Here is a 12,850-nt window from a genome sequence, read left to right as displayed (position 1 = left end):
CCGTCATTCCTCCCCGCAACCGTTTTCCAGCCCCGGTTTTCTGTGTTTTTATCGGCGCTCAAGCCGCATGCGCGCCGAGAACTGCAAAAATAAAACAAAAAATGGCGGTTTGGGTAGACAAGCGGAACACTCATCATTAAAATGCGCCCAATTTGCCAAAAATTGGCCTCGCGGACGGTTTTTGCATTGATTTAGATCGCGATATCTGAATTAATATGCAAATATTGTGATTGATTATTCCTCGGAGGATGTTTTGATAAAGTCAGCGCTATTGGTTCTGGAAGACGGAACCCAATTCCACGGTCGGGCCATCGGGGCAGAGGGAACGGCAGTGGGGGAAGTGGTCTTCAATACGTCGATGACCGGTTATCAAGAAATCCTCACTGATCCTTCCTATTCCCGCCAGATCGTTACTCTTACTTATCCTCATATCGGCAATGTCGGCACCAATGCTTCCGACGAAGAATCCTCCGCAGTACACGCCCAAGGCCTCGTCATTCGTGACCTCCCGCTGATCGCCAGCAACTACCGCAGTGAAGAAAGCCTGTCCGACTACCTCAAGCGTCACAACATCGTGGCGATCGCCGATATCGATACCCGTAAGTTGACTCGCCTGCTGCGCGAAAAAGGCGCCCAGAACGGCTGCATCGTCGCCGCCGATTCGCCGGATGCCGCGCTGGCTCTGGCCAAGGCGCAAGGTTTCCCGGGGTTGAAGGGCATGGATTTGGCGAAAGAGGTCACCACTCAAGAGGCCTACAGCTGGCAGCAAGGCAGCTGGACGCTTGAAGGCGACCTGCCGGAAGCCAAAACCGCCGCGGAACTGCCGTTCCACGTGGTGGCTTACGACTACGGCGCCAAGCGCAACATCCTGCGCATGCTGGTGGATCGCGGTTGCCGCCTGACCGTGGTGCCGGCGCAGACCCCGGCCGACGAGGTGCTGAAAATGAATCCGGACGGCATCTTCCTGTCCAACGGCCCGGGCGACCCGGAGCCGTGCGACTACGCCATCGCCGCCATCAAGCAGTTCCTGGAAACCGACATTCCGGTGTTCGGCATCTGTCTGGGTCACCAGCTGCTGGCGCTGGCCAGCGGGGCGAAAACCATGAAGATGAAGCTCGGCCACCACGGCGGCAACCACCCGGTGAAGGATCTGGACAACAACACGGTGATGATCACCGCGCAGAACCACGGCTTCGCCGTCGATGAAAACGACCTGCCGGCGAATCTGCGCGTGACGCACAAATCGCTGTTCGACCACACGGTGCAGGGCATTCACCGCACCGACAAGGCGGCGTTCAGCTTCCAGGGGCACCCGGAAGCCAGCCCAGGCCCGCACGACGCCGCGCCGCTGTTCGATCACTTTATCGAACTGATTGAGACTTACCGTTCTAACGCCAAATAATCAGGAGCAGTAAAAAATGCCAAAACGTACAGACATAAAAAGCATCCTGATCCTCGGCGCTGGCCCGATTGTTATCGGCCAGGCGTGTGAGTTCGACTACTCGGGCGCCCAGGCGTGTAAAGCGCTGCGCGAAGAGGGCTACCGCGTCATTCTGGTCAACTCCAACCCGGCGACCATCATGACCGACCCGGAAATGGCCGATGCGACCTACATTGAGCCGATCCACTGGGAAGTGGTGCGCAAGATCATCGAAAAAGAGCGTCCGGATGCGGTTCTGCCGACCATGGGCGGCCAGACGGCGCTGAACTGCGCGCTGGAGCTGGAGCGTCAGGGCGTGCTGGCCGAGTTCGGCGTCACCATGATCGGCGCGACCGCCGATGCCATCGACAAGGCTGAAGACCGCCGCCGTTTCGACGTGGCGATGAAGAAAATCGGTTTGGATACCGCGCGTTCCGGCATCGCGCACACCATGGAAGAAGCGCTGGCGGTAGCCGCTGACGTCGGCTTCCCGTGCATCATCCGTCCTTCCTTTACCATGGGCGGCACCGGCGGCGGCATCGCCTACAACCGCGAAGAGTTCGAAGAGATCTGCGAACGCGGTCTGGACCTGTCGCCGACCAACGAGCTGCTGATCGACGAATCGCTGATCGGTTGGAAAGAGTACGAGATGGAAGTGGTGCGTGATAAGAACGACAACTGCATCATCGTTTGCTCCATCGAAAACTTCGACGCCATGGGCATCCACACCGGCGACTCGATCACCGTTGCGCCGGCCCAGACCCTGACCGACAAGGAATACCAAATCATGCGCAACGCCTCGATGGCGGTGCTGCGTGAGATCGGCGTTGAAACCGGCGGCTCCAACGTGCAGTTCTCGGTTAACCCGAAAACCGGCCGCCTGATTGTCATCGAGATGAACCCGCGCGTGTCGCGCTCTTCGGCGCTGGCGTCGAAAGCCACCGGCTTCCCGATCGCCAAGATCGCCGCCAAACTGGCGGTGGGCTATACCCTCGATGAGCTGATGAACGACATCACCGGCGGCCGCACCCCGGCGTCGTTCGAGCCGTCCATCGACTACGTCGTGACCAAGATCCCGCGCTTCAACTTCGAGAAGTTCGCCGGCGCCAACGATCGCCTGACTACCCAGATGAAGTCGGTCGGCGAAGTGATGGCCATCGGCCGCACTCAGCAGGAGTCGCTGCAGAAAGCGCTGCGCGGTCTGGAAGTGGGCGCCACCGGCTTCGATCCGAAAGTGAGCCTGGACGATCCGGAAGCGCTGACCAAAATCCGCCGCGAGCTGAAAGACGCCGGTTCCGACCGCATCTGGTACATCGCCGACGCCTTCCGCGCCGGTCTGTCGGTCGACGGCGTCTTCAACCTGACCAACGTCGATCGCTGGTTCCTGGTGCAGATTGAAGAGCTGGTGCGCCTGGAAGAGCAGGTGGCAGAAGCGGGCATCAACGGCCTGGACAAAGACTTCCTGCGCACGTTGAAGCGCAAGGGCTTCGCCGATGCGCGTCTGGCCAAGCTGGCCGGCGTCGCCGAGAGCGAAATTCGCAAGCTGCGCCACAGCCACGGCCTGCATCCGGTGTACAAGCGCGTGGATACCTGCGCGGCGGAATTCGCTACCGACACCGCCTACATGTACTCCACCTATGAAGAAGAGTGCGAGTCCAACCCGACCAACGACCGGCCGAAAGTGATGGTGCTGGGCGGCGGGCCGAACCGTATCGGCCAGGGCATCGAGTTCGACTACTGCTGCGTGCACGCTTCGCTGGCGCTGCGTGAAGACGGCTACGAGACCATCATGGTCAACTGCAACCCGGAAACCGTCTCCACCGACTACGACACCTCGGACCGCCTGTACTTTGAGCCGGTGACCCTGGAAGACGTGCTGGAAATCGTGCGCATCGAGAAACCGAAAGGCGTTATCGTGCAGTACGGCGGCCAGACCCCGCTGAAGCTGGCGCGCGAGCTGGAAGCCGCAGGCGTGCCGATCATCGGCACCAGCCCGGACGCCATCGACCGTGCCGAAGACCGCGAACGCTTCCAGCAGGCGGTCAACCGCCTGGGCTTGAAGCAGCCAGCCAACGCCACCGTCACCGCCATCGAGCAGGCGGTCGAGAAGGCGGCGGGCATCGGTTATCCGCTGGTGGTGCGTCCTTCCTACGTGCTGGGCGGCCGGGCGATGGAAATCGTCTATGACGAAACCGACCTGCGCCGCTACTTCCAGACCGCGGTCAGCGTGTCTAACGATGCGCCGGTGTTGCTGGACCGCTTCCTGGACGATGCGGTGGAAGTGGACGTCGATGCTATCTGCGACGGCGAGCGTGTGCTGATTGGCGGCATCATGGAGCACATCGAGCAGGCGGGCGTGCACTCCGGCGACTCCGCGTGTTCGCTGCCGGCGTACACCCTGAGCCAGGAAATTCAGGACGTGATGCGTCGCCAGGTGGAAAAACTGGCGTTCGAGCTGCAGGTGCGCGGCCTGATGAACGTGCAGTTCGCGGTGAAGGACAACGAAGTTTACCTGATTGAAGTCAACCCGCGCGCCGCGCGTACCGTGCCGTTCGTGTCCAAAGCGACCGGCGTGCCGCTGGCCAAAGTGGCCGCGCGCGTGATGGCGGGCAACACGCTGGTTGAACAGGGCGTGACCGAAGAGATCATCCCGCCGTACTACTCGGTGAAAGAAGTGGTGCTGCCGTTCAACAAATTCCCGGGCGTCGACCCGATTTTGGGGCCGGAAATGCGCTCTACCGGGGAAGTGATGGGCGTGGGCCGCACCTTCGCGGAAGCTTTCTCCAAAGCGATGCTGGGCAGCAACTCGGGCATGAAGAAACAGGGCCGCGCGCTGCTGTCGGTGCGCGAAGGCGACAAGGCTCGCGTGGTCGATTTGGCCGCCAGCCTGCTGAAGCAGGGCTTTGAGCTGGACGCGACCCACGGCACCGCGGTGGTGCTGGGCGAAGCGGGCATCAACCCGCGCCTGGTCAACAAGGTGCACGAAGGGCGTCCGCACATTCAGGACCGTATCAAGAACGGCGAGTACACCTACATCGTCAACACCACGGCAGGCCGTCAGGCGATTGAGGACTCCAAGCTGATTCGCCGCAGCGCCCTGCAGTACAAGGTGCACTACGACACCACGCTGAACGGCGGCTTCGCCACCGCGATGGCGCTGAAAGCGGATCCGACCGAGCAGGTGACATCGGTGCAGGAAATGCACGCGCGTATTGGTAAGTAACCGCGCGAGAACGCTACGCCAGGGCGCTGCAGATGCAGCGCCCTTTTTTATTCAGTGAATTTGTAGGCTGGCGTTAAAAATTTCCGCTATCAATCAGTGGGCAAACTGTCACTCTGTGTGATTGGTATATGCTTGGTGTATTGGCAAGGAACGAAGGAACGACGATAACAATGATTCTGATAATTTATGCTCACCCGTATCCCCGGCATTCGCATGCCAATCACCGCCTGCTGCAGGCGGTGAGGGATCTTCCCGAGGTGGAGGTGCGCTCGCTGTATGAGCTGTACCCCGATTTCAATATCGATATCAACGCCGAGCAACAGGCGCTGGAGCGCGCCGACATGGTGGTGCTGCAGCATCCGATGCAGTGGTACAGCTTCCCGCCGCTGTTGAAGCTGTGGATCGACAAAGTGCTGGAGCACGGCTGGGCCTATGGCCACGACGGCAACGCGCTGGTGGGCAAAGACTGCCTGTGGGCGGTGACCAGCGGCGGTGACGAGCACCATTTCGAACTGGGCGATTTTCCCAACTTCGCCGCGCTGGCGCAGCCGTTGCAGGCCACGGCGATTTATTGCGGCATGAACTGGCAGCCGTACTTCGCCCTGCACAACACCTTTACCTGCAACGAACCGGCGCTGATCGCCGCCGGCGAAGCCTACCGGCAGCGGTTGGTCGACTACCTGATGGAACATGCCGAAGCGGAAACCCGGGAGGCCAGCCATGGATAACCACCACATGATGATCGAGGGGCTGATCTATCTCGGTTCCGCCGCGCTGTTCGTGCCGATTGCGGTGCGCCTGGGGCTGGGTTCGGTGCTCGGTTACCTGATCGCCGGCTGCATTATCGGCCCCTGGGGGCTGAAGCTGGTGTCGGATGCCGAGTCTATCCTGACCTTCGCCGAGATCGGCGTGGTGCTGATGCTGTTTATCATCGGCCTGGAGCTGGATCCCAAACGGCTGTGGACGCTGCGCGCCTCGGTGTTCGGCGGCGGCAGCATTCAGATGGTGGGCTGCGGCCTGGCGCTGAGCGCCTTCTGCTACTTCCTCGGCCTCAACTGGAAGGTGGCGCTGCTGATCGGTTTGACGCTGGCGCTCTCATCGACCGCCATCGCCATGCAGGCGATGAGCGAACGCAATTTGACGCCGTCGCCGATCGGCCGCAGCGCGTTTGCGGTGTTGCTGTTCCAGGATATCGCGGCGATCCCGCTGGTGGCGATGATCCCGCTGCTGGCCAGCAGCGGCGCCACCACGACGCTGGGCGCTTTCGTACTGTCGGCGGCCAAAGTGGTGGGCGCGTTGACGATGGTGGTGCTGCTTGGCCGCTACGTCACCCGCCCGCTGCTGCACTTCGTCGCCCGTTCGGGCATGCGCGAGGTGTTCAGCGCCGTGGCGCTATTCCTGGTGTTCGGCTTTGGCATCCTGCTGGAGATGGCCGGGTTGTCGATGGCGATGGGGGCGTTCCTCGCCGGGGTGCTGTTGGCGAGCTCGGAATACCGCCACGCGCTGGAGAGCGATATTCAGCCGTTCAAAGGGTTGCTGCTGGGGCTGTTTTTCATCGGCGTCGGCATGTCGATCGACTTCGGCACGCTGTTCCATCATCCGTTGCTGATCGCCTCGTTGCTGCTGGGCTTTATGCTTATCAAGGCGGCGTTGCTGTGGCTGATCGGCCCGCTGCTCGGGGTGCCGAAGCGCCAGCGCGGCCTGTTCGCCATTCTGCTGGGGCAGGGCAGTGAGTTCGCCTTCGTGATCTTCAGCGCCGCGCAGCTGGCCGGCGTCTTGCCGGTTGAATGGGCCAAGTCGCTGACGCTGGCGGTGGCGCTGTCGATGGCGGCCACCCCGCTGCTGTTGGTGATCGCCGCGCAGCTGGAAAAAAATGCGCCGAAAGAGGATCGCCCGGCTGACGTCATTGATGACGAGAACGCCAGCGTGATCATCGCCGGCTTCGGCCGTTTCGGCCAGATCGCCGGTCGTTTACTGTTGGCCAACGGCGTGCACACCGTGGTACTGGATCACGATCCGGACCATATCGAAACGCTGCGTAAATTCGACACCAAGGTGTTCTACGGCGACGCCACGCGCGCCGATCTGCTGGAGGCGGCCGGCGCCGCTCACGCCAAGGTGCTGATCAACGCCATCGACGATGTGGAGGACAGCCTGGCGTTAACCGAGCTGGCCAGGCAGCACTTCCCGCATCTGAAAGTGGTGGCGCGGGCGCGCGACGTCGATCATTGGTATCAGTTGCGGCAGTTGGGGGTGGAAAAACCGGAGCGCGAAACCTTCGAAAGCTCGCTGCGCGTCGGCCGTGAAACGCTGGAGCTGCTGGGGCTGGACGCCTATGAGGCGCGCGAGAAAGCGGACACTTTCCGTCGCTATAACCTGAAGATGCTGGAAGATACGCTGGATAATTACCAGGATACTGAATTCCGTATCGCCAGCCTGCAGCGGGCCAAGGAGATGCTCAGCGCGGCCATCGAGCAGGATCAGAATCGGCTGGCGCGGGTGCAGCAGACCGGCTGGCGCGGCAGTATCGACGGCAAGGCGCCGGAAGACGAAGTGGTGGAAGCCAAAGGATAAGGGGAGGGGCGCCGTGATGGCGCCCCTTTTTTGCTTAGCTCAGCGCGACCTTGATGCCTAAGGCGATCAACATGCCGCCCAGCAATTTGTCGACGATCTTCTGCGTCTTTTCCAGCCCGCGGCGCACCGGCCCGCTCTGGATCAAAAACACCAGCAGCGGCCACCAGATGACCGACAGGCCGAGAATAATCCCCGCGTACCACAGCTTGTCACCCAGACCGGAATCGATCTGCAACACCTGGGTGAAGACCGCCAGGAAGAACAGGGTGGCTTTCGGGTTCAGCAGGTTGCACAGGTAGCCTTGCGCAAAGGCGCTCTTCAGGCTGACCTGTAGCTGCGGCAGATTGCTGACGTTCATTTTGCCGCCGCCGCGCGACAGCAGTGCCTGGATGCCGATCCACACCAGATAGACCGCCCCGGCGTATTTCAGCAGGTTGAACAGCCACGGCGTGGTGGTGATCACCACCGCCAGCCCGGCGACGCAGTAGGACATGTGGGTGGCGACGCCGCAGATCACGCCGAAGGCGGTCATCATGGCGGCCAGACGCGGGTAGCGGGCGGCGTTTTTGATCACCAGGAAAAAATCCGGGCCGGGGGAAAGCATGCCGAGGGCGGCAATGCCGGCGACAAACAGTGAAGTTTCAAGCATGGGAGGCGTCTCGCGCAAAAGGCAGCATGTTGGCGATAATAACGCCGCTTCCTCTGATGCGCATCAACCCAATGAGGTATTGTTAGGCTCTATGATAATAATTCATCTATCGCCAGCGACGGAGCACCATGCAGCAGACTACCGCCACAGACAGGCCGGAACCGCACCGGCAACAGCGTGAAATCACCCGCTTGTGCATTCAATGCGCGCTGCTGCTGTTGCAGCACGGCGCCGAGAGCACGGTGGTGGAGCAGTTGTCCACCCGCCTGGGGTTTGCGCTGGGGATGGACAGCGTGGAAAGTTCAATCTCCGCCAATGCGGTGGTGTTGACCACCCTCAGCCACGGCGCCTGCCTGACCACGACCCGCAAGAATGTCGATCGCGGCATCAATATGCAGGTGGTGACTGAAGTGCAGCATATCGTGATCCTCGCCGAGCATCATCTGGCGGATACGCACGACGTGGCGCGGCGCTTCGAAAAGATCCGGCCGCTGCGCTATCCGCGCTGGCTGGTGGTGCTGATGGTGGGGTTGTCCTGCGGGTGTTTCAGCATGCTCAACGGCGGCGGCGGCGACGCCTTCCTGGTGACTTTTATCGCCAGCGGCGCGGCGATGCTGGTGCGCCAGATCCTCACCGCCCGCCATATGAATCCGCTGATCAATTTTTGCCTGACGGCGTTTGTCGCGACGTCGATATCCGGGCTGCTGCTGCGCCTGCCGGTGTTTAAAGAGACCTCGAGCGTGGCGATGGCCGCCAGCGTGCTGCTGCTGGTGCCGGGCTTCCCGCTGATCAACGCGGTGGCCGACATGTTCAAGGGGCACGTCAACACCGGGCTGGCGCGCTGGGCGATGGCCAGCCTGTTGACGCTGGCGACCTGTATCGGCGTGGTGATGGCGATGTCGCTGTGGGATCTGCGGGGGTGGTCATGAGTCTGCTGTGGGCATTGTTGCAGGAGATGCTGTTGGCGGCGGTGCCGGCGCTGGGCTTCGCCATGGTGTTCAACGTGCCGCTGCGCGCGCTGCGCTATTGCGCGTTGCTCGGGGCAATCGGGCGCGGCTCGCGCATGCTGATGATGCACGTGGGCATGAACATCGAGTGGGCGTCGCTGCTGGCGGCGATCCTGATCGGCATCATCGGTATCTATTGGTCGCGCTGGCTGTTGGCGCATCCGAAGGTGTTCACCGTGGCGGCGGTGATCCCGATGTTCCCCGGCATTTCCGCCTATACCGCGATGATAACTGTGGTGGAGATCTCGCATCTGGGCTACAGCGAGGCTTTGATGGAGACCATGATCACCAACTTCCTCAAGGCCAGTTTCATCGTCGGCGCGTTGTCGATCGGCCTGTCGTTACCGGGCCTGTGGTTGTACCGCAAACGCCCCGGCGTGTGAAATTCCCCGGCAAAAGAACGTTGGTTATTAGATATGCTGATAAGAGCTATCTTATATATTCATCTTGCTTGATTAGCCTATCGACGGCACTCAGGCCTTTACGTATAGTGTCACCAATTTTGCTGCCTACACAGGGTTAAACAATGATTATCAGCCTGATCGCTGCCTTGGCGGCGGATCGCGTTATTGGCATGGAAAACGCCATGCCGTGGCACCTGCCGGCGGACCTTGCGTGGTTTAAACGCAACACGTTGAATAAGCCGGTTATTATGGGCCGCAAGACCTTCGAGTCCATCGGCCGCCCGCTGCCGGGCCGTCACAATATCGTTTTGAGCAGCCGCCCGGGCAATGCCGCCGGGGTGACCTGGGTGACCTCGCTGGATGAGGCGCTGACCGCCGCGGGTGAGGTGGAAGAAGTGATGGTGATCGGCGGTGGGCGCATCTATACCCAGTTGCTGCCGCGCGCCGATCGCCTGTACCTGACACACATCGACGCCGAAGTCGGCGGCGATACTCACTTCCCGGATTACGAGCCGGACGAGTGGGAAACCACGTTCAGCGAATTCCACGACGCCGACGATCTGAACTCGCACAGCTACTGCTTCGAAATCCTGCAGCGCCGCTGATCTCAGCGCGTTAGCCAGTCATCCCCGGGGGCGCAAGCAATTGCGCCCCCGGTCTTTTTGCGCCGGTCATTCGTAACCTTTCCGTCACATTACCTGATTAGTATGAAGCCCAACTCCGAGCGCCACGGCAACTCTGGTGAATCTTGACCGCGGCGCCATAACTAAAAAGGTAACCACGTTATGACCAAGCAACTTGAGCAATTAGACGCCGACCGCCTGATCGATCCCACTCGCCGCAAGCTGCTGCTTGGCAGCGCCGGCGCCGTCGGCCTGGCCGGTTTTCTCGGCGGCGGCATCTGGTCGGTCTCCACCGAGGTGTTAGCCGAGGATCTGCCGCCGAACACGCTGCTGGGCTTCCGGGGCATCGCCGCGTCTACCGCCGATGAAGTGACGATAGCGCCGGGCTACCGCGCCGAGGTACTGATCTCATGGGGCGAGCCGCTGGTGGACGGCGCGCCGGCCTTCGATCCGCAGGGCAACAACAGCGCCGCCGATCAGGAAAAACAGTTTGGCGACAACAACGATGGCATGAGCTTTTTCCCTATCGATGACAATCACGGCGTGATGGCCATCAATAACGAATACGTTAACGAGCAGTACCTGTTCGCCCACGGCGGCGCCAAGGCCACCAGCCTGGAAGAGGTGCGCAAATCGCAGGCGGCGCACGGCGTCTCCATTGTCGCGGTCAAGCGGCTCGGCGACGGCCAGCGCTGGGAGGTGGAGCGCCCGTCGCGCTATAACCGCCGCATCACCGCCAACAGCGAGATGCAATTCAGCGGCCCGGCCGCCGGACATCCGTTGTTGCAGACCGCCGCCGATCCGAGCGGCCGCAAGGTGCTGGGCACCTTCGGCAACTGCGCCAACGGCAAGACGCCGTGGGGCACCTACCTGACCTGCGAGGAAAACTTCGACACCTATTTCGGCACCCGTCAGGCCGATTATCGCACCACGCCGGAACAGAAGCGCTACACGCTGAAGGTCAGCGAACCGGAACGCAACTGGCCGGACTATGACGAGCGTTTTGATGTGGCGAAGAATCCCAACGAATTCAACCGCCACGGCTGGATTGTCGAGATCGATCCGTTGAATCCGACCTCGACGCCCATCAAGCACACCGCGCTCGGCCGTTTCAAACATGAAAACGCGGCGGTGACCGTGGCCAAAGACGGCCGTCTGGTGGTGTATATGGGCGACGACGAGCGCGGCGAACATATCTATAAGTACGTCTCCAAAGGCGTGGTCGACGCCGCCAATCCGGCCAACAATCGCACGCTGCTGGACGAGGGGACGCTGTACGTGGCGCAGTTCGACGGCGATGAAGCCGGCACGCCGCTGAAGGGCAAAGGGCGCTGGATTGCGCTTGAGTTCGGCAAGAACGGCCTGACGCCGGAGAACGGTTTCCGCGATGAGGCCGAAGTGCTGATCTTCGCCCGCAAGGCGGCGCAGCAGGTCGGCGCCACCAAAATGGATCGCCCGGAGTGGATCGCGGTGAACCCGCATGACGGGCGCGCGTACTGCACGCTGACTAACAACAGCAAGCGCGGCGAGGAAGGGATGCCGTTGAACGCCGCCAACCCGCGACCGAACAATATCTACGGCCAAATCATTCGCTGGGACGAGGGCGGCGACGCCACCGCCGACGTCTTCGCCTGGGACATCTATGCGCTGTGCGGCAACCCGATTGCCCACCCCGAAGGCGTCAACCGCGGCACGCCGAACATCACGGCGGAAAACACCTTCAACAGCCCGGACGGGCTGGGTTTCGATCGCGCCGGCCGTCTGTGGATCCTCACCGACGGCAAGTACAGCAACAAGGGCGATTACGTCGGGCAGGGAAACAACCAGATGCTGGTGGGCGATCCGGTCAGCGGCGAGATCCGCCGTTTCATGGTGGGGCCGAAGTCCTGCGAACTGACCGGCATCACCTTCACCCCGGACTACAAGACGATGTTCGTCAACGTACAGCATCCCGGAGAAGAAGGCGATTCGCACTTCCCGAACAACAGCCCGCGCCCGCGTTCATCGGTGTTGATGATCACGCGTGAAGATGGCGGAGTGATTGGGGCGTAAGGCGGCAATACAGAACAAAGGCGGCCACCGGGCCGCCTTTATCGTTTCAGGATGCGGCTAATCTGCCGGCGTGGTCAGGCGCTTCGCCGCGATTGGCGGGCTGCGTGAAGTAACGGCGGTCTTCCCAGCGCAGCATCGTCAGATCGCCGCCCCAGCAGCAGCCGGTATCCAGCCCGATCACGCCCTCCGGCGTGCCCTTGCCTTCCAGCGAGGCCCAGTGGCCGAAGATGATGGTGTATTCCGGGTCCACCAGGCGCGGCAGCTCGAACCACGGTTTCAGCGGCGCCGGCGCGCTGCCCGGCGCATCTTTGCAGATCATGTCGAGCTGGCCGTTGGGGAAGCAGTAGCGCATGCGCGTCAGCGCATTGGTGCTGAAACGCAGACGCGCCAGGCCGCTCAGCTCCGGCGCCCAGTTGTTCGGCATGTCGCCGTACATGGCGTCGAGGAACAGCGGATAGCTGTCGCTGCTCAATACCGCCTCCACTTCGCGCGCGCACATTTTCGCGGTGTCGATGTCCCACTGCGGGGTGATGCCGGCGTGGGCCATCACCAGTTTTTGCTCATCATCCACCTGCAGCACCGGTTGGCGGCGCAGCCAGTTGATCAGCTCGTCGGCGTCCGGCGCTTCCAGCAGCGGCGTGATGCGATCTTTGGGTTTGTTGCGGCTGATGCCGGCGTAAACCGCCAGCAGGTGCAGATCGTGGTTGCCCAGCACCATGCGCACCGCCGGGCCGAGCGAGCGCACATAGCGCAGCACGTCCAGCGAGGCGGGGCCGCGCGCCACCAGATCGCCGGTCAGCCACAGTTGATCGCGCTCGGGATCGAACGCAACCTGAGCCAGCAGCGACTTCAGTTCATCGAAACAGCCGTGAACGTCGCCGATAAGGTATGTCGACAT

The 12,850-nt window shown here is 61.7% G+C and carries 10 protein-coding genes; 8 read left to right on the top strand and 2 right to left on the bottom strand.

From position 1 onward, the window contains the following. The first annotated feature begins 253 nt into the window (after positions 1-253). The 4 genes from carA (at position 254) to kefC (ending at position 7,217) form a co-directional block, all read left to right on the top strand. Positions 254-1,402, top strand: a complete 1,149-nt coding sequence (carA, locus tag ACJ8M3_RS14730; protein WP_071883584.1) for a glutamine-hydrolyzing carbamoyl-phosphate synthase small subunit — start codon at positions 254-256, stop codon at positions 1,400-1,402. Between the two features lie 16 nt (positions 1,403-1,418). Continuing rightward, entirely contained in the window at positions 1,419-4,643 is a 3,225-nt protein-coding gene (gene carB, locus ACJ8M3_RS14725; RefSeq protein WP_089196578.1) for a carbamoyl-phosphate synthase large subunit, read from the top strand. A 170-nt stretch (positions 4,644-4,813) separates the two neighbouring features. After that, positions 4,814-5,371, top strand: coding sequence for a glutathione-regulated potassium-efflux system oxidoreductase KefF (kefF, locus tag ACJ8M3_RS14720; RefSeq protein ID WP_033641826.1), 558 nt, complete (start codon positions 4,814-4,816; stop codon positions 5,369-5,371). Beyond that, positions 5,364-7,217, top strand: coding sequence for a glutathione-regulated potassium-efflux system protein KefC (gene kefC, locus ACJ8M3_RS14715; RefSeq protein ID WP_033651689.1), 1,854 nt, complete (start codon positions 5,364-5,366; stop codon positions 7,215-7,217). The genes kefF and kefC overlap by 8 nt, the downstream gene beginning before the upstream one ends. Before the next feature lie 34 nt (positions 7,218-7,251). Here kefC and ACJ8M3_RS14710 read toward each other — a convergent pair whose 3' ends face one another. Continuing rightward, positions 7,252-7,866: a LysE family translocator gene (locus ACJ8M3_RS14710; protein ID WP_033641828.1), complete on the bottom strand. Its 615-nt coding sequence runs from the start codon at positions 7,864-7,866 to the stop codon at positions 7,252-7,254. A 128-nt stretch (positions 7,867-7,994) separates the two neighbouring features. On the opposite strand from ACJ8M3_RS14710, the gene ACJ8M3_RS14705 reads away from it, so the two are divergent. From ACJ8M3_RS14705 to ACJ8M3_RS14690, 4 genes are all read left to right on the top strand, one after another. Next, positions 7,995-8,795 carry a threonine/serine ThrE exporter family protein gene (locus tag ACJ8M3_RS14705; protein ID WP_089196579.1) on the top strand — a complete coding sequence of 267 codons (801 nt, stop codon included), beginning with the start codon at positions 7,995-7,997 and terminating at the stop codon, positions 8,793-8,795. Beyond that, positions 8,792-9,256 carry a threonine/serine exporter gene (locus tag ACJ8M3_RS14700; protein ID WP_033651687.1) on the top strand — a complete coding sequence of 155 codons (465 nt, stop codon included), beginning with the start codon at positions 8,792-8,794 and terminating at the stop codon, positions 9,254-9,256. The genes ACJ8M3_RS14705 and ACJ8M3_RS14700 overlap by 4 nt, the downstream gene beginning before the upstream one ends. A 143-nt stretch (positions 9,257-9,399) precedes the next feature. Continuing rightward, positions 9,400-9,882, top strand: a complete 483-nt coding sequence (gene folA, locus ACJ8M3_RS14695; protein ID WP_089196580.1) for a type 3 dihydrofolate reductase — start codon at positions 9,400-9,402, stop codon at positions 9,880-9,882. A gap of 180 nt (positions 9,883-10,062) precedes the next feature. Beyond that, on the top strand, positions 10,063-11,952 hold the full coding sequence (locus tag ACJ8M3_RS14690) for a PhoX family protein (RefSeq protein WP_089196581.1): 1,890 nt from the start codon (positions 10,063-10,065) through the stop codon (positions 11,950-11,952). Between the two features lie 46 nt (positions 11,953-11,998). Here ACJ8M3_RS14690 and apaH read toward each other — a convergent pair whose 3' ends face one another. After that, positions 11,999-12,850: a bis(5'-nucleosyl)-tetraphosphatase (symmetrical) ApaH gene (apaH, locus tag ACJ8M3_RS14685; RefSeq protein WP_033641832.1), complete on the bottom strand. Its 852-nt coding sequence runs from the start codon at positions 12,848-12,850 to the stop codon at positions 11,999-12,001.

Source organism: Serratia sp. CY55921 (assembly GCF_052167655.1).
GTDB lineage: Bacteria > Pseudomonadota > Gammaproteobacteria > Enterobacterales > Enterobacteriaceae > Serratia > Serratia ureilytica.
Note: the sequence above shows the minus strand (reverse complement) of the source record. Positions and strands in the feature narration are given on the sequence as shown.